The organism is Shinella sp. AETb1-6 (assembly GCF_009826875.1).
Classification (GTDB): Bacteria; Pseudomonadota; Alphaproteobacteria; order Rhizobiales; family Rhizobiaceae; genus Shinella; species Shinella sumterensis.
This window is the reverse complement of record NZ_WUMM01000004.1, coordinates 392474-409214: the sequence shown is the minus strand read 5'-3', so window position 1 is coordinate 409214 and position 16741 is coordinate 392474. Positions and strand designations below refer to the sequence as shown.

The 16741-nt window shown below is 65.7% G+C and carries 14 protein-coding genes; 1 reads left to right on the top strand and 13 read right to left on the bottom strand.

Features of this window, described 5'->3' with window-relative positions:
• Nucleotides 1-132: 132 nt before the first annotated feature.
• Nucleotides 133-2490 carry a PAS domain-containing sensor histidine kinase gene (locus tag GR158_RS09735; protein WP_160870908.1) on the top strand — a complete coding sequence of 786 codons (2358 nt, stop codon included), beginning with the start codon at nt 133-135 and terminating at the stop codon, nt 2488-2490.
• Nucleotides 2491-2502: 12 nt separating this feature from the next.
• Here GR158_RS09735 and GR158_RS09730 read toward each other — a convergent pair whose 3' ends face one another.
• From GR158_RS09730 to GR158_RS09670, 13 genes are all read right to left on the bottom strand, one after another.
• Nucleotides 2503-5454, bottom strand: coding sequence for a bifunctional [glutamine synthetase] adenylyltransferase/[glutamine synthetase]-adenylyl-L-tyrosine phosphorylase (locus tag GR158_RS09730; protein WP_160870907.1), 2952 nt, complete (start codon nt 5452-5454; stop codon nt 2503-2505).
• A 32-nt stretch (nt 5455-5486) separates the two neighbouring features.
• Entirely contained in the window at nt 5487-6911 is a 1425-nt protein-coding gene (locus GR158_RS09725; RefSeq protein WP_160870906.1) for a HAMP domain-containing sensor histidine kinase, read from the bottom strand.
• Between the two features lie 4 nt (nt 6912-6915).
• Nucleotides 6916-7599, bottom strand: a complete 684-nt coding sequence (locus GR158_RS09720) for a response regulator transcription factor (protein WP_134647530.1) — start codon at nt 7597-7599, stop codon at nt 6916-6918.
• Between the two features lie 115 nt (nt 7600-7714).
• Nucleotides 7715-9280 (bottom strand): Do family serine endopeptidase, encoded by a 1566-nt coding sequence (locus tag GR158_RS09715; protein WP_160870905.1) that lies wholly within the window; start codon nt 9278-9280, stop codon nt 7715-7717.
• Nucleotides 9281-9403: 123 nt separating this feature from the next.
• Entirely contained in the window at nt 9404-9862 is a 459-nt protein-coding gene (locus GR158_RS09710) for a cytochrome c-type biogenesis protein (RefSeq protein WP_160870904.1), read from the bottom strand.
• Entirely contained in the window at nt 9859-11844 is a 1986-nt protein-coding gene (locus GR158_RS09705) for a heme lyase CcmF/NrfE family subunit (protein ID WP_160870903.1), read from the bottom strand. The genes GR158_RS09710 and GR158_RS09705 overlap by 4 nt, the downstream gene beginning before the upstream one ends.
• Nucleotides 11841-12290: a cytochrome c maturation protein CcmE gene (ccmE, locus tag GR158_RS09700; RefSeq protein ID WP_134647538.1), complete on the bottom strand. Its 450-nt coding sequence runs from the start codon at nt 12288-12290 to the stop codon at nt 11841-11843. Before ccmE ends, GR158_RS09705 begins: the two co-directional genes overlap by 4 nt.
• Nucleotides 12287-13426, bottom strand: a complete 1140-nt coding sequence (gene ccmI / locus GR158_RS09695) for a c-type cytochrome biogenesis protein CcmI (RefSeq protein ID WP_160870902.1) — start codon at nt 13424-13426, stop codon at nt 12287-12289. Before ccmI ends, ccmE begins: the two co-directional genes overlap by 4 nt.
• Nucleotides 13427-13519: 93 nt before the next feature.
• Nucleotides 13520-13954, bottom strand: coding sequence for a hypothetical protein (locus GR158_RS09690; protein WP_134647542.1), 435 nt, complete (start codon nt 13952-13954; stop codon nt 13520-13522).
• Nucleotides 13955-14055: 101 nt separating this feature from the next.
• The gene (locus GR158_RS09685) at nt 14056-15474 is read right to left on the bottom strand and encodes a HAMP domain-containing sensor histidine kinase (RefSeq protein ID WP_160870901.1); all 1419 of its coding nucleotides are present in this window, start codon (nt 15472-15474) and stop codon (nt 14056-14058) included.
• Nucleotides 15464-16135, bottom strand: a complete 672-nt coding sequence (locus GR158_RS09680; RefSeq protein ID WP_134647547.1) for a response regulator transcription factor — start codon at nt 16133-16135, stop codon at nt 15464-15466. The genes GR158_RS09685 and GR158_RS09680 overlap by 11 nt, the downstream gene beginning before the upstream one ends.
• A 52-nt stretch (nt 16136-16187) precedes the next feature.
• Nucleotides 16188-16439 carry a hypothetical protein gene (locus tag GR158_RS09675; protein ID WP_134647549.1) on the bottom strand — a complete coding sequence of 84 codons (252 nt, stop codon included), beginning with the start codon at nt 16437-16439 and terminating at the stop codon, nt 16188-16190.
• A gap of 93 nt (nt 16440-16532) precedes the next feature.
• Nucleotides 16533-16739 (bottom strand): hypothetical protein, encoded by a 207-nt coding sequence (locus GR158_RS09670; protein WP_134647551.1) that lies wholly within the window; start codon nt 16737-16739, stop codon nt 16533-16535.
• Between the last annotated feature and the right edge of the window lie 2 nt (nt 16740-16741).

Genomic DNA, 16741 nt, shown 5'->3' with positions numbered 1-16741 from the left:
GACTGCGAAATCGCACCCGTCAAAAATGGTTAAAAAAGTTTTACCTTTTCTATGGACAAGCCGAATCACAATTGATTCATTAGGGCAGATTCGGGCGAGCGGCGCGCCGAATCACGAGAGGGTTACAAAGGTTTGAAGACTATGGCGGACGCGCAACGAGGACGCGCAGCCGGCGGGTGGACTCGTCTCAAATTTCCGGGAATGGCGGCCTGGAAATGCGAGGCGACGGGGCCAGCGAAGATTTTCGCGGGGCCGACCGCACGGCGTCTGTCACGGGCGGAGCCCGTGCTGAAACGGTCTATACCGATCCTGATCATTGCATTCCTGCTTGTCGTGGCGATATCGCGGGTCGTCGGCATTCTGGTCGAACATGACCGGATGGAAACGAGCGTGCGCGACACGACCTCGCTGACGGCGCTGGCCGTCGGCGCCGCCTTCTCCGGCAAGATGGCGCAAAGCCTTGCCGAGGCCGACCGCATGGCGGTGGAGGCGACGCTGTCCGTCAACCTGCCGCAGGATCGCATGCAGCCGGGCGGCATCGTGCTGTTCGTTGCGGAAAACGGCCGCGTCTTCGGCAGCTCGCTGGCGGCCTCGCGCTATGTCGGCCAGTCGCTCGCGCGCTTCTCGCCCGAGCTTGCCGCCATCCAGTATTTCGGCGAACCCGCCACCGTCTTCCGCACGCGCATCGCCGGCGAAGACTATTACGCTTCGCTCGTGGAAATGCCGCGCAAGGGCGGCTTCATCGTGGTGGCCAATCCGCTGGGCCAGACCGCGCTCTTCTGGCGCGACGAGATTGCCCTGAACGTGACGCTCTTCACCGGGATTTCGGCGATCCTGCTCGTCATTCTCTACGCCTATTACATCCAGGCGAAGCGCGCGCGCGACGCCGATGCCATCTTCGCGGAATCCAACCTGCGGGTGGAAACGGCGCTGGCACGCGGCCGCTGCGGCCTGTGGGACTTCGACCTGGAAAATCGCCGGCTGTTCTGGTCGAGCTCGATGTACGAGATGCTTGGCATGCCCGCCCGCGACAGCGTGCTGTCCTTCGGGGACGCCGCGCGGCTGATGCATCCCGACGACGACGGCATCTACCAGGTGGCGCGCGCGGTTGCCCGCGGCGAGGCCAAGCAGGTGGACCAGGTCTTCCGCATGCGCCATGCCGACGGACACTATGTCTGGATGCGGGCGCGCGCCCAGCTCATCCGCATGTCCTCCGGCCGCATGCACATGATCGGCATCGCCATGGACGTGACGGAACAGCACCGCCTCGCCCAGCGCTACCAGGAAGCCGACGAGCGGCTTGCCGACGCCATCGAATGCACGTCGGAAGCCTTCGTGCTGTGGGACAAGAACGACCGGCTCGTCATGTGCAATGCGCATTACCAGCAGGCCTATGGCCTGCCGGACGAGGTGCTGGTGCCCGGCACGGAGCGCGCCGTGGTGAATGCCGCGGCCGCCCGCCCCGTCATCGAGCGGCGTATCGCCGATGCCGACGGCACAGGCGTTTCGCAGACCACCGAAGTGCAGCTGGCGGACGAACGCTGGCTGCAGATCAACGAGCGCCGCACGCGCGACGGCGGACGCGTTTCCGTCGGCACCGACATCACCATGATGAAGCGCCACCAGGTGCGCCTGCGCGAATCCGAGCGCCGCCTGATGGCGACCATCGGCGACCTTTCGGCCTCGCGCGCCAAGCTGGAGCGGCAGAAGACCGAGCTTTCGCTCGCCAATGCCAATTATCAGGCCGAGAAGGAACGCGCCGAGGCGGCGAACCGCGCCAAGTCGGAATTCCTTGCCAACATGTCGCATGAGCTGCGCACGCCGCTCAACGCCATCCTCGGCTTCTCCGAAATCCTGCAGAACCAGATGTTCGGCCCGATCGGCTCGGACAAGTACCGCGAATATTCCCGCGACATCCACGAAAGCGGCAAGCACCTGCTCAACGTCATCAGCGACATTCTCGACATGTCGAAGATCGAGGCGGGGCACATGCGCATCAGCTGCGAGGCGGTGGACCTGGCGCCGCTGATCGAGGAGACGCTGCGTCTCACCATGCTGCAGGCAGAAAAGAAGAACATCACGGTCGAGCAGGCCTGCCCCGGCAACCTCGTCACGGTGGCCGACCGCCGGGCAATGAAGCAGATCCTGCTGAACCTCTTGTCGAACGCCATGAAGTTCACCAACGAGGGCGGCAAGGTGGAAGTGCGGGCGCGGCGGGTGAACGGCGCCGTCACGCTGACGATCGCCGACACCGGCATCGGCATTCCGAAATCCGCCCTCCAGAAGATCGGCCAGCCCTTCGAACAGGTGCAGAGCCAGTACGCCAAGAGCAAGGGCGGTTCGGGGCTGGGCCTCGCCATCTCGCGCTCGCTCGCCCACCTGCACGGCGGCGCCATGCGCATCCGCTCCGACGAGGGCAAGGGCACGATCATCTCCGTGCGCATTCCCGACCGCGAACGGCTCGCCGCGCTGCATCTGGCGGCGGCCTGACGGGCGCGACGGTCAGCCTTTGACCGTCGCCTGGAAGATCTTGCGCACCGCCTTGGAGACACGGCGGATTTCCGCCTCGAGCGTGCGCAGGTCCGGGCACTCGCCTGCCCGGCAGACGAGGTCGATGAGCCCGGCCGGCGCCTCCTTCGGATCGAAACCGCCATCCACGCACAAGCGCACGATCTGCGAGATTTCCGTATAGAGCGACAGCGCGCCCTGCACGGTCTCCAGGTCGTTCGGATCCATCATGGCGTGGCCGAGTTCGGCAAGCGCTTCCCAGGTCGGAAGCGCCTTATCCGGTTGGGCGGCGCCACGCGCCGGGGCGACCAGCGCGAGGAACTGGGCGATGAACTCGATATCGATCAGGCCACCGGGGATGAGCTTGAGGTCCCAGATGTCCTTCGGCGGCTTTTCCTGATCGATGAGCGTGCGCATCTCCGCCACGTCCTTCGCCGTCTTGGCGACATCGCGCTTGCGGCCCAGCACGCCACGGAAGATTTCTCCCGCCTCGGCCACCAGGCTGTCATCGCCGCAGAGGAGGCGCGCGCGGGTCAGCGCCATGTGCTCCCAGGTCCATGCCTCCTCGGCCTGGTACTTTGCGAAGGATGTGATGCGGGTGGCGACCGGGCCCTTGTTGCCGGAGGGCCGCAGGCGCATGTCCACCTCGTAGAGCACGCCCTCCGCCGTGGGCGCGGAAAGGGCCGCGATCAGGCGCTGGGTGATGCGGGTGAAGTACTTGATGTTGTCGAGCGGCTTTACGCCATCCGACTCGAAGGCGTCGCTGTCGTGATCATAGAGAAGGATGAGGTCGATGTCGGAGCCGGCCGTCAGCTCGAAGCTGCCGAGCTTGCCCATGCCGACGAGCGCCACGCGCCCGCCCGGGAACTTGCCGTGCGCCGCCTCAACCTCGTCGAGCACCGCTTTCAGCGCCGCCGCGACGATAAGGTCTGCGACATGGGTGAAGGCGCGCGCCGCCTGCTTTCCGGTGATGGCACCCGTCAGCAGGCGGATGCCGATCAGAAAGCGCTGCTCGGCGGCGATGATGCGCAGGCGGTCGAGAGTTTCCTCATAGTGGCGCGCGCCCGAAACGAAGCCCTCGATGCGATCGGCGAGATAGGCGCGCGTTGGCAATTCCGCCAGAAGGCCGGGATCCAGCATGCCGTCGAAGACATGCGGCTTTGCCGCGATCACTTCGGCAAGGCGCGGCGCGGACGACATGATGTTGACGATGAGGGAGAGCAGCGCGGGATTGTTGCCGAGCAACGAGAACAGCTGGATGCCGGCCGGCAGGCCGGAAATGAAGCTGTCGAAACGCAGCAGCGCGTCGTCCGCCCGCTTGCTCTGGCCGAAGACGCGCAGCAGTTCCGGTGTCAGTTCCGTCAGCCGCTCGCGCGCCTCGACGGACTGCGTGGCGCGATAGCGGCCGTAATGCCAGGTCCGGATGGTGCGGGAAATGTCGGCGGGGCGCTCGAAACCGAGCTTCTTCAGCGTCTCCAGCGTATCGGGATCGTCCTTCTGGCCGGTGAAGACGAGATTGCCAGCCTCCGACGACAGCTTCGCCTCCTGCTCGAACAGGGCGGCATAGCGGCGCTCGACGGTCTTCAGCACGGACACCAGCTTGTCGGAGAAGTGCGCCGTGTCCTCGAAGCCGAGCATGAAGGCGATGCGTTTCAGCTCGGCTTCGGTCTCGGGCAGGGTGTGGGTCTGTTCGTCGCGCACCATCTGCAGGCGGTGTTCGACGTCGCGCAGGAACCAGTAGGCCTCCGTCAGCTCGTCGGCGGTCGCCTCGTCGATCCAGTTGGCCTTGGCGAGTTCGGCGAGCATCGGCTCGGTCGCGCGCAGGCGCAACGCGGGCACGCGGCCACCGGCGATGAGTTGCTGGGTCTGCACGAAGAACTCGATCTCGCGGATGCCGCCGCGGCCGAGCTTGACGTTGTGCCCCTTTACGGCGATCTCGCCATGCCCCTTGTGGACATGGATCTGCCGCTTGATCGAATGGATGTCGGCAATCGCCGCATAGTCCAAATACTTGCGGAAAACGAAGGGAACGAGACCCTTGAGGAAGTTGCGGCCGGTCTCGATGTCCCCGGCGACGGGCTTGGCCTTGATGAAGGCGGCGCGCTCCCAGTTCTGGCCTCGGCTCTCGTAGTAGAGCATGGCGGAATCGAAGGAGATCGCAAGCGGCGTGGCGCCGGGATCGGGCCGCAGGCGCAGGTCGGTGCGGAAGACGTAACCGTCGGCCGTGCGCTCCTGCATGATGCGGATGAGGCGGCGCACGAGGCGGGAAAACGTCTCCACCGCCTCCGTCGGATCCGTCGCGATGTCGGCCATCGGATCGAAGAAGACGACGAGGTCGATATCGGAGGAGTAGTTGAGTTCCGCCGCACCGAGCTTGCCCATGCCGAGCACGATGAGGCCGGATTTCTCGCCGGGATGGGCGGGGTCCGGCAGCTTCACCTTGCCGCTTTCATGGGCCGACAGCAGCAGATGATCGATGGCCGCCGACGTGGTGGCTTCGGCGAGCTCCGTCAGAAGCGCCGTCGTCCGGCGGGCATCGAAGATGCGGGCGAGATCGGCAAGCGCGGTGAGGAAGGCGACCTCGCGCTTGGCGACGCGAAGCCGCGTCATCAGCACCGCCTCCGTCACCTCCCCCTCGCCCGGCTGCCAGGCTTTACGGGCGCGGGCAATGGCCGCCTCGATGGCGGGCAGAACCGGCTCCTCCAGCGCGCGTGCCAAGAGGGCGGGATCGATGCGGGCGGTGTCACGCAGATAGGGGGAGAGGGAGAATGCCGCGACGATGAAGTCCTTGAGGGGACCTTCGGTGGCGGCAAGGCCGGCAATCGCCGGGTGATCGCGGCCCCAGTCCTTGAGATCGGAGAGGACCGATTTGGCATCCGTCTGGCTCAGGGGCCGGATGGGAGAGGCCGCAAGATCGGATAGCCGCGTTGCCGTCGTTACAGTCATGATGTCTCCTCGCCTTTTGAGGAGGAGATGTATCAGTCCGGCAGGACGGGGAAAACCATTCTGACCGTCAGGCCACGGTTGTTTTCCCGTTCGGGATGGGTGGCGTCCAGTTCCAGGCGGCCGTGGTGCATTTCCATGACCGCCCCGACGAGCGACAGGCCGAGCCCCGTTCCGGGCTTGGAACGGCTGGCATCGAGGCGCACGAAGCGTTCGACGACGTCGCCATACTTGTCTTCCGGCACGCCCGGGCCGCTGTCTGCCACGGCAAGCACGACCTCGTTGTCCCGCCTTGCCAGCGAGATGCGGATATCCGGCTCCCCGCCGCTGCCCTCGGCATATTTGATCGCGTTGTCGATGAGATTGCCGAGCGCCTGACCGACAAGCTCGCGATTGCCCTTCACCTCGATACCGTCTGCGATGTCGGTCGTGAATTTCAGGCCGCAATCCTCGGCGACGGGCTCATAGAGTTCGGCGCTGTCATGCGCGATGCCGCTGATATCCACCGCGCTCATTTCCGCCGGCGCTTGACCGGCCTCGACGCGGGAGATCATCAGGAGAGCGTTGAAGGTGCGGATGAGCTGGTCGGATTCGCCGATCATCTCCTCCAGTGCCGCGCGGTGATCGGCCCCATCCCCGCCGGCAAGCGCCGCTTCCGCCTTGTTGCGCAGCCGCGTCAGCGGCGTCTTGAGGTCGTGGGCGATGTTGTCGGAAACCTGCTTCAGCCCCTCGCCGAGCTTCTCGATGCGGCCGAGCATGGTGTTGAGCGATTCGGAGAGGCGGTCGAATTCGTCGCCGGATCCGCTGGTGGGGAGGCGTTGGGACAGATCGCCGGCCATGATGCGCTGGCTGGCATCCGACATGCGGTCCATGCGCTTCAGCGCGTTGCGCCCGATGAGGTACCAGATGGCGAGCGCGCCGACGCCCATCACGCCCAGCGCCACCATCAGCGCCTGCCGCACCAGCTTGCGAAAGTTCTCGGGCTCGCCGAGGTCGCGGCCGACAAGGATGCGAAGCCCGTTCGACAGAACGTTGACCTGCGCATAGGCCATGGGACGGTTGGTGCCGCGCGTCTCCTCCTGATAGCGCTGGTAGCGGAAGGGCGTTTCCGTCCAGCCTTCCGTGTCCAGCACGCCCGGCTGGATGGAGGCGACGTTGCCGGCCAGCACCTCGCCGGTGGGGCTTGCGATGATGTAGAGATTGGCGCCCGGCTGGCGTGCGCGCCGCTCGAGCGTGCGCAGGAGGCCGTTCATGCCGTTGTTGTCGAAGATGCGCTCGATCTGCTCGGCCTCCTGCCCCACGGCCTCGCGCATCTGCTGTTGCAGTAGGCCTTCGGACATGGAGGAAACGTAGAAGACGAGAACGGCCGCGCAGGCGGCAAACAGCAGGAGATAAACCGCCGAAAGGCGCACGGCGGTCGTGCGGTAGAGGGCAGTCAGCCGGCCAAGCAGTCGTTGCATGGGATCAGACCGCCGCCTCTTCCTTCATCATATAGCCCGCGCCGCGCACGGTGCGCAGCAGCGGCTGGTCGAAATCCTTCTCGATCTTCGAACGCAGCCGCGAGACATGCACATCGATGACGTTGGTCTGCGGATCGAAATGATAATCCCAGACGTTCTCGAGCAGCATGGTGCGCGTGACCACCTGCCCGGCATTCTTCATGAGATATTCGAGCAGACGGAACTCGCGCGGCTGGAGCAGGATTTCCTTGCCGGCGCGCTTGACGGTGTGGGACAGACGGTCGAGTTCGAGATCGCCCACCCGGTAGACCATATCCTGTTCCGGCGTGCCCTTGCGGCGGCCGAGGACCTCCACGCGGGCGAGAAGCTCGCTGAAGGCATAGGGCTTTGGCAGGTAGTCGTCGCCGCCGGCGCGCAGGCCGGTCACGCGGTCATCGACCTGCCCGAGCGCGGACAGGATGAGCACGGGCGTGTGGATGTTGCGCTGGCGCAGCTCGGAGATCAGCGAAAGGCCGTCACGCCGCGGCAGCATGCGGTCGATGACCAGCACGTCGTAGCTGTTTTCCGTGGCCAGGAAGAGGCCGCTCTCGCCATCGCTGGCATGATCGAGAACGATGCCGGCCTCGCGAAAGGCCTTCGCGAGATAGGCGGCTGCTTCCAGATCGTCTTCCACAATCAATAACTTCATGGCGGAACCTTACAGCATGTTCGGCGGGCTTTACCAGCAGCACGCGCCGGATACGGCAGCGCCGCGAAATCGTGCGATCCCGCGGCGCCGTCAATGCGATGATTTACGGAGCCGGTCAGCCCTGGTCGATGGGGAGCGCCAGGAAGCGGCTGCCGTCCTTGGTCTCGACCTGGAACAGCGCCTTGGAGCGGCCATCCTTGCGGGCGGCCTCGATCACCTTCATCACCTCGTCCGCGGACTTGACCGTCTGGTTGTTGACGGAGGTGATGCGGTCGCCTTCCTTGAGGCCGCGATCGCTGGCGTCGGAGTCCGGATCGACGGAGGAGACGGTCAGGCCGTCATTGCCGGGCGTGACGGAGATGCCGAGATCGGCGAGCGCCTGTTCACTGGATTCCTCTGCGGGAGCAGCGTCATCCGTGGTCGTGGCCGCCTCGATGGCTTCGCCGGCGAGCGTGCCGATCTCGACCTTGATGGTCTGCGACTTGCCATCGCGCCAGACGGCGACATCGACCGTCTTGCCGGGTGCGATATCGGCGACGCGGCGGGCGAGGTCACGCGGATCCTTGACCGGTTCGCCTTCAAGCGCGGTGATCACGTCACCCTTCTTGATGCCGGCCTTGGCACCGGGCGAGTCGGCCTGCGGCTCGACCACGAGGGCACCGGCGGCATCCGCCAGGCCGAGCGAATCGGCGATGTCGCGGCTGACCGGCTGGATCTGCACGCCGAGCCAGCCACGGTCGACCTTGCCATCCTTCATCAGGTTGGCGACGACGCCCTTGGCGACCGACGCGGGAATCGCAAACGCGATGCCGACATTGCCGCCCGACGGCGAGAAGATGGCGGTGTTGATGCCGACGACCTGGCCGTTGAGGTTGAAGGTCGGGCCACCCGAATTGCCCCGGTTCACGGCGGCGTCCACCTGGAGGTAGTCGTCATAGGGTCCGGAGCCGATGTCACGGCCGCGGGCGGAGATGATGCCCGCCGTCACGGTGCCGCCGAGGCCGAACGGGTTGCCGACCGCCACGACCCAGTCGCCGACGCGGATCTGGCTGTCGTCGGCGAAGCTCACATAGGTGAACTTGCGCTTGTCCTTCTCATCGACCTTCAGCACGGCGAGGTCGGTGCGGCTGTCCTTGCCGACGAGCGTGGCCTTCAGCTCGGTGCCGTCGTTCATCACGACCGTGAAGGCCGAGCCATCGCTGACGACATGGTTGTTGGTGACGATATAGCCGTCTTCGGAGATGAAGAAGCCGGAGCCCTGTGCGGTCGGGCGAAGATGCGGCTTGCGGCCCGGGCCACGGCGGTCACCGAAGCGACGGTCGGGTCCACGGTCGCCGCGGAACTGGTCCTGGCCGCCGAATTCACGGAAGAAGCGCTTCAGCGGGTGGTCGTCGGGCAACTCGTCGAAGCCGCGACCGCCGAAGTTGAACGAGAAATTGCTCTCGTCATTGGACGGCTTGGCATCGGATTCGACACGGACGGAAACCACGGCCGGGGAAACGGCCTGAACGACGTCGGCGAAGCTCGCAACCTGCGGCGCCTGGACGGAAACGGCTTCTGCATAGCTTTCGGTAACGCGCGCGGGGATGCCGGTCGCGAGCATGACGGCTGCAAGCCCTGCGACGGTGGTCGTCTGCAACGCGGCCTTGAGGCTCGGACGGAACGCGGAAATCTTGGCCATTCTGTGCACCTTCTCTCTTCTTTCAGGGGCTGCGCCAGGCAGCCGATGAAGAAGAGATAGGCGGTCGCACATTACGGCACACTATCCGCCGCATGAATTTTTCGTAATGTTGGAATTTTCCTGTCAGTCGCGGCGCAGGGCGCGATCCAGTTCGGCCTTTTCGGCATCGGACAGCGGCGTTCCCGTGGGCTTGCCGCCGCGTTTGCGCACGAAGAGGACCATGGCCGCGGCACCCGCGAGAAACAGCACGACCGGCGCGCCCCATAGGAGGAGCGTCTCGCCACGCAGGCGCGGATTGAGCAGCACGAATTCGCCGTAGCGCGAGACGACATAATTAATGACGGCCTCGTCGCTGTCGCCATTCGTCAGCCGCTCGCGCACCAGAAGGCGCAGGTCGCGGGCGAGTTCGGCATTCGAATCATCGATCGACTGGTTCTGGCAGACCATGCAGCGAAGCTGGGCGGACAGCGCCCGGGCGCGCGCTTCCAGCGCCGGATCGGAAAGCACCTCGTCGGGATTGACCGCAAAGGCCGGAAACGCGGCGAGCAGGAACGCGGCGGCGAGGAGCAGGCGGCGCATCATTCGGCCGCCTCCAGGGCCGGCTTACCCTTGCGGGCCTTTTGCGGCGCGCCGACGCGCAGGCGCCGGTCGAACAGCGAGACCGCGCCGCCCGCCATCATGATGAGCGTGCCGATCCAGATGCACAGGATCATCGGCTTCCACCACACCCGCACGACGATGCCGCCGTCCGCCATGGCATCGCCGAGCGAAACATAGAGCTGGCTGAACCAGAACGTACGGATGCCCGCCTCCGTCGTCGGCATGCGCCGCGCCGTGTAGAACCGCTTCGACGACCAGATGTCGGTGACGACCGTGCCGCCGCGGGCCACGGTGAAGTGCCCGGATTCCTCGGAATAGTTCGGCCCCTGCCCACGGCGCATGCCGTCAAAGGTCAGCGTGAAGCCGCCGGCCTCGACCTGCATGCCCGGCTTCATTTCCACGACATGCTCGGTCTCGAAGGCGGTGACGGCGACGATGCCGATGACCGTGACACCGACGCCGATATGCGCGAGCGCCGTGCCGAACGCCGAGCCCGGCAGGCCGACGAAGCGGCGGAACGCGACATTGCCGGCCACCTTGCCGATACCGGCGCGCAGCCACAGATCCGTGACCGCGCCGGCGATCATGTAAAAGCCCATGGCGATGCCGAAATAGGCCAGCAGCGGCCCGCCGCTATGGGCGTACATCACCGCCGCGGCCACCACGAGGCCGATCGCGGCAGCCGCAAACAGCCGCTGCCCTGCCGCAAGCATATCGCCACGCTTCCAGGCCAGCAGCGGACCGAACGGCACCGCCAGCAGGAGCGGCAGCATCAGCAGGCCGAAGGTCAGGTTGAAGAACGGCGGTCCGACGGAAATCTTCTCGCCGGTCAGCGCCTCCAGCACGAGGGGATAGAGCGTGCCCGTCAGCACCGTCGCGGCGGCCGTGGTGAGGATCAGGTTGTTGAGAACGAGCGAGCCCTCCCGCGAGATCGGCGCAAACAGGCCGCCGGCCTTCAGGGTCGCCGCGCGGAAGGCAAAGAGCGACAGTGCGCCGCCGATGAAGAAGACGAGGATCGCCAGGATGAAGACGCCGCGCGTCGGGTCTGTCGCGAAAGCGTGCACCGAGGTCAGCACGCCCGAGCGCACCAGGAAGGTGCCGAGCAGCGACATGGAAAAGGTCAGGATGGCAAGCAGCACGGTCCAGATCTTCAGCGCCTCGCGCTTTTCCATGACGAGCGCCGAATGCAGCAACGCGGTGCCGGCGAGCCAGGGAATGAACGAGGCATTCTCCACCGGATCCCAGAACCACCAGCCGCCCCAACCCAATTCGTAATAGGCCCAGTAGGAACCCATGGCGATGCCGGCGGTCAGGAACGACCAGGCGGTGAGTGCCCAGGGCCGCACCCAGCGCGCCCAGGCCGCATCGATGCGGCCATCGATCAGCGCGGCGATCGCAAACGAGAAACAGACGGAAAAGCCGACATAGCCGAGATAGAGCAGCGGCGGGTGGATGGCGAGGCCGATATCCTGCAGGACCGGGTTTAGGTCCTGCCCCTCGGCGGGCGCCGGCGACAGGCGGATGAAGGGGTTCGACGTCAGGAGGATGAAGAGCGCAAAGGCCGTCGAGATCAGGCCCTGCACGGCCAGCACATTGGCCCGCAACCGCTCGGGCAGGTTGGCGCCGAAGCTTGCGACCAGCGCGCTGAAGAAGACCAGGATGAGGAGCCAGAGCAGCATCGAGCCCTCATGGTTTCCCCACACGCCGGAGATCTTGTAGATCATCGGCTTCAGCGAATGCGAGTTCTCCCAGACATTCGCGACGGAGAAATCCGAAACGACATAGGCGAAGGTCAGCACCGAAAAGGAAAACAGCACGAGCAGGAAACCGGCAAAGGCCGCGGCCGGCGCCACGGCCATCAGCGCGCGGTCGTTGCGGATCGTCCCGATGAGCGGCAGCACCGCCTGGATGATGACGGTCGCCAGCGCCAGGATGAGAGCATAATGGCCGAGCTCGATGATCATTTGATCGTTTCCTTGCCGGAGAGTTCCACGCCCTGCGCCTTGAGCCTGTCCGCCACGTCCTTCGGCATATAGGTCTCGTCATGCTTGGCAAGCACCGTATCGGCGACGAACAGCCCATCGGTGCCGAAGGCGCCTTCGGCCACCACGCCCTGCCCTTCGCGGAACAGGTCGGGCAGGATACCGGTATAGGTTACCGGCACCGTCGCCAGCGTATCCGTCACCGTGAAGGTAACGGTCGATCCTTCGCCCCGCTTGACCGTGCCGTCTTCGACGAGGCCGCCGAGGCGAATGCGCGTGCCGGGCGGGACGCTCGCCTTGGCCAGATCGCCGGGCACATAGAAATAGGCGATGGACTGGCTGAAGGCGAACATCACGAGCAGCACGGCCGCCACGAGAAAGGCGACGCCGCCGCCGATAACCGCCAGACGCTTTTGCTTGCGTGTCATTGTCCGCCTCCCCCGGTCGAGATTGACAGGTCCCGGGCGAGCGCCACGAGCTGCCTGCCGTTTTCGCTGTCCGCCGGGAACGTCTTGAGCGCCGTCTGTAGCGCGGCCTCCGCCTTCGGCCTTTGATCCAGCACAACATAGGAACGGATGATGCGCATCCATCCTTCGAGATTGTCAGGGTCGTCGGCAAGCTTGGCGGCAAGGCTGTCGACCATGCCCGCGATCATCTGCTGGCGGTCGCCGGCCGACATTTCCTCCGCCGCCGCCACGTCGCCCGCCGTGGGATTGCCGAGCGCGCCGCCCGGCGCGGTTTCCGTGCCCCCGGCGAGCGCCGCGATATGCCGGTTGACCAGCGGCAGCCAGGGCGCGTCCGCCGGGGCGTCCTTCGCCATGGCCTCGAAGGCGGCGCGGGCCTCGGCGCGGCGGCCGTCCTGCTCCAGCGCCAGCGCCAGGTAATATTTCGCACGCGGATTGTCGGCCTGCAAAGCCAGCGACTGTTCGAGCCGCGCGCGGGCATCCGCCGTCACGATGCCGTTCGCCTGGGCGATCAGCGTTTCCGCATAGCCGTCGAGCCGCTCCTGGTTGGGGCCGAGCAGCCGGATCGCCTGCGAGAAGGCGTTGGCCGCGTCTTCCATACGGCCGTTGCGGTAATAGATCGGCGCCAGCAGATCCCAGCCCGCGCCGTCGTCGGGATTGCGCGCCAGATGGCTTTCCGCCCGCGCGATCAGGATATTGACGTCGTTTCCGGGATTGGCGAGACGCTCCGCCAGCGGCTGCGCCGGCAGGTCCGGCCGGCCGTTGGCGATGTAAAGACAGAGACCGGTGAGGGGCAGGATCACGATGACGAAGGCCTGCGCCAGCCGGTTGCGGCGCGTCGCGGGGGCTGCCTGTTCCTTCGCCTCGGCCTTGCTCGCCGCAATCAGCCGGCGCGCGACTTCGGCGCGGGCGAGTTCCGCCTCGTTCGCCGCGATCAGCCCGGTGGCCTCGTCGCGCTTCAGCTCCTCGAGCTGGTCGCGGTAGACCTCGACATCATGGCTGGCGTCGCCCGCGGCGGCCGCAGGCCGGCGCAGCAGGGGCAGGAGAAGGACGGCGGCGACCGCTGCCGTCAGGATGGCGACGAGAATCCAGAAAAGCATGCCCGTTCCATTACTGGAACATGCAGGCGTTTCCAATTCCCCAGGGAACAATGACGCGAATTTGAGGCGTTTCGCCGCAACGGGCCGTCAGGCTCAGGACAAGGGCGTCCAGGCACCCTCGGGATTGCGGCAGGCCGCACCGCGCGTGGCGGTTTCGCGGCCCTCGACCGTCAGCGTGTGGCTGTACTGCCGGCAGTTCTGCGAGCCGACCTGGTAAGGCGCGGCCGCGACCACCGAACCGCTGACGCCCTTGCCCTGCCAGACGACGGGCTGGCCGCCGGGGGCGGCTTCAAGCGCACGATATTCGGCCTCGAGCGCACGCTGCATATCGGCTTTCGACAGCTGTGTCGCCGTGTTGCGGCTGACAAGGCCGCCCTGAAGGGCCGTGATATAGGTGCCAGGACCGGAAAGGCCGCCGGATGACGAGCCGCCGAGGGCGGTCTTTCCACCCGATGTGGTCGTACATCCCGAAACCGTCACTGTCGCCAGAAGGAGGGGGAAAAAGGCGCCGCGCAAACCCGTCTTCATCCGCTGGAACCGTCTCTCACACAAGGGCGGCACGCCGCCGTCATTCTTCAATTCCGCGATCCTCATATCGCGGACCATCCCTTGTTGCATTGTCCGCCGTGTCAGGCAACATCCTTTGTAACGGCAGGCAGAACGAGACGCGCGAGAAGCCCGCCGCCTTCGCCGCGGGACAGTCCGAAAACACCCTGGTATTCCGACGCGATCTCGCTGACGATGGAAAGGCCGAGGCCGGTGCCCGGCTTGCTTTCGTCCAGCCGTTTACCCCGCTTCATCGCCTCGCGGATCTCGTCGGGCTCCAGGCCCGGCCCGTCATCCTCGACTTCGACGATGACCCAGCTCTTGCGCGCATCGTCGCTCCCGCGCAGATCGGCGGGCGCCATGAAGACGCGCAGGCTGACGGTGGTTCTGGCATAGCGCGCGGCGTTTTCGAGGAGGTTGCCGACGGTTTCCTCGATGTCCTGCTGCTCCATCGCCAGCATGATGCCGGGCGGATCGACATGAAGGGGAAACTGCTTGTCGGCATTCAGCCGCCGCATCACGCGCACCAGCCGCTCCAGCACCGGCAGCGCTTCCGTCCGGGCCAGCACCGATTCGCGCTGGGCGGCGATGCGGGCGCGGTTGAGATAGGATTGCACCTGGCCCTGCATCGCCTCGGCCTGCGTCTTGACCAGTTCGCCCTGCGGCGCGGCGATCAGCCGCGATTCGTTGAGAAGCACGGCAATGGGCGTCTTCAGCGAGTGGGCGAGATTGCCCACCTGCATGCGCGCCCGCTCCACGATGCGATGGTTGCTGTCGATCAGCGCGTTCACCTCACTGGCGAGCGGAAGGATTTCGCGCGGGAAATCGCCGTCGAGCTGCTCGCTCTCCCCGGCACGGATCTTTTCCAGGGCCTTTCGGGCGCGGTCGAGCGGCCGAAGACCGATCAGGATCGCCGCCGCGTTGAGCAGCAGGCTGCCGACGCCGAAACCCGCCAGCGCCAGATAAAGGCTGCCCGAGAAATCGCTGATATCGCTTTCCAGCACGTCGCGGTTGCCGACCACGCGAAAACGCGCCGTACGGCCCTCGTCGTCGAGCACCACTTCCGTCTCGCCCACCTCGACCTCGTTCCCGAAGGAATCGATGGTCGTGTAGAAGCGCTCGTAGCGGGTGTCGAAGGGAATGCTGTCGGTGTCGGGGATGGGAATGCTGCCCGTGCCGAGCGAGGAGGAGGTCAGCGCCTCGCCCTCCAGCGCGCCGCCGATCGGCTCGACGATCCAGTACCAGCCGGATTGCGGCTGGAAGAACCGCAGGTCGCCGAGCTGCGGCGTGCCGGCCAGACGCGTGTTCTCGCTGGTCGAGATCGAGTTGATGACGTTGTAGAGCTGCGCGCGCAGAAGGTCGCGGAAACTCTTCTCCGCGCTCTGCCGGTAGAGTGTCGAGATGACGACGGCAATGACGACGAGCGCCACCGCGGCCCAGAGGGAGGCGAGAAAAAGGACGCGAAAGGTGAGCGAGCGGGAGCGTCTGGCGTTATTTGCCATTGGCGGGGGCTTGCATCCGGTAACCGAGGCCGCGCACGGTCTCGATCAGGTCGACGCCGATCTTCTTGCGCAGCCGGCCGACAAAGACCTCGATCGTGTTGGAATCACGGTCGAAATCCTGGTCGTACATATGCTCGACCAGTTCGGTGCGCGAGACGACCTCGCCCATGTGATGCATGAGGTAGGAGAGAAGCCGGTATTCGTGCGAGGTCAGCTTGAGCGTCTCGCCGTTGACCGTCGCCTTCGAACCCTTGGTATCGAGACGCACCGGGCCACAGACGATATCGGGGCTGGCATGGCCCGCCGCACGGCGGATCAGGGCGCGGATGCGGGCCAGAACCTCCTCGACATGGAAAGGCTTGGCGACATAGTCGTCGGCGCCGGCATCGATGCCGGCCACCTTGTCGCTCCAGCGGTCGCGGGCCGTCAAAAGCAGCACGGGCATGCCCTTGCCGTCGGCGCGCCATTTTTCCAGTACGGTGATGCCGTCCATTTCCGGCAGGCCGATATCGAGAATGATCGCATCATAGGGCTCGGTGTCGCCGAGATAATGCCCTTCCTCGCCATCGAAAGCCTGGTCCACCACGTAGCCGGCCTCCTTCAAGGCCTCGCTGAGCTGTCGGCTCAGGTTGACGTCGTCCTCGACCACCAGGATTCGCATGCGCCCTCTTTCTATCAGCAATCCCCTCGCCGGGCCGGCTGGCCCGACGGTCTTACATCGGTACGCGTACCGTCACCTTGCGCGGCCGGGCATTGTCCTTGCCCGGCACCAGCACAGTCACCACGCAGCTGTCGCCGCTCGGCTCCGCCGAGAGCAGTTCGCCGCCCGTCTGGGCCACCACCTGCGCAGCCGCATTGCTGCAGTCGCCCGAAACCGAGACGACATCCCGCTGGATGCCCGCATCGAACGGGACCGGGTGCATCAGGCTGGCCGCAAGTGCGGTTATGAGAATTGGCGAGGCCATCGACATACTTTCAGGTGCTCATCAGTGTGACGCAAGCAATAAACGATCCTCGCTGAATGGCAAATGAATGCCGGGCAGACTTTCCGCAAAGCGTCAGCCGACGCGCCGGCGTGCCGAAAGACGGCCGATCAGCGCCACGAGCCCACCCACGACGCCGACGGCCGCGACGATCAGGTCGGCGAGTTCGCCCTCGTCGCCCGCCGTCACCTCGATCCCCAGCGCGTGGGCGAAGGAGGCGAGGATCGCGATCAGCGCGCCCCAGACGGTGCGGGACTGATACCAGGCTTTCACATCGTTCATGG

What these genes read in the sequence shown, in the direction of transcription:
- GR158_RS09730 (WP_160870907.1), bottom strand. Translation starts at nt 5,454, where the DNA reads ATGACTGTAACGACGGCAACGCGGCTATCCGATCTTGCGGCCTCTCCC.
- GR158_RS09725 (WP_160870906.1), bottom strand. Translation starts at nt 6,911, where the DNA reads ATGCAACGACTGCTTGGCCGGCTGACTGCCCTCTACCGCACGACCGCC.
- GR158_RS09720 (WP_134647530.1), bottom strand. Translation starts at nt 7,599, where the DNA reads ATGAAGTTATTGATTGTGGAAGACGATCTGGAAGCAGCCGCCTATCTC.
- GR158_RS09715 (WP_160870905.1), bottom strand. Translation starts at nt 9,280, where the DNA reads ATGGCCAAGATTTCCGCGTTCCGTCCGAGCCTCAAGGCCGCGTTGCAG.
- GR158_RS09710 (WP_160870904.1), bottom strand. Translation starts at nt 9,862, where the DNA reads ATGATGCGCCGCCTGCTCCTCGCCGCCGCGTTCCTGCTCGCCGCGTTT.
- GR158_RS09705 (WP_160870903.1), bottom strand. Translation starts at nt 11,844, where the DNA reads ATGATCATCGAGCTCGGCCATTATGCTCTCATCCTGGCGCTGGCGACC.
- ccmE (WP_134647538.1), bottom strand. Translation starts at nt 12,290, where the DNA reads ATGACACGCAAGCAAAAGCGTCTGGCGGTTATCGGCGGCGGCGTCGCC.
- ccmI (WP_160870902.1), bottom strand. Translation starts at nt 13,426, where the DNA reads ATGCTTTTCTGGATTCTCGTCGCCATCCTGACGGCAGCGGTCGCCGCC.
- GR158_RS09690 (WP_134647542.1), bottom strand. Translation starts at nt 13,954, where the DNA reads ATGAAGACGGGTTTGCGCGGCGCCTTTTTCCCCCTCCTTCTGGCGACA.
- GR158_RS09685 (WP_160870901.1), bottom strand. Translation starts at nt 15,474, where the DNA reads ATGGCAAATAACGCCAGACGCTCCCGCTCGCTCACCTTTCGCGTCCTT.
- GR158_RS09680 (WP_134647547.1), bottom strand. Translation starts at nt 16,135, where the DNA reads ATGCGAATCCTGGTGGTCGAGGACGACGTCAACCTGAGCCGACAGCTC.
- GR158_RS09675 (WP_134647549.1), bottom strand. Translation starts at nt 16,439, where the DNA reads ATGGCCTCGCCAATTCTCATAACCGCACTTGCGGCCAGCCTGATGCAC.
- GR158_RS09670 (WP_134647551.1), bottom strand. Translation starts at nt 16,739, where the DNA reads ATGAACGATGTGAAAGCCTGGTATCAGTCCCGCACCGTCTGGGGCGCG.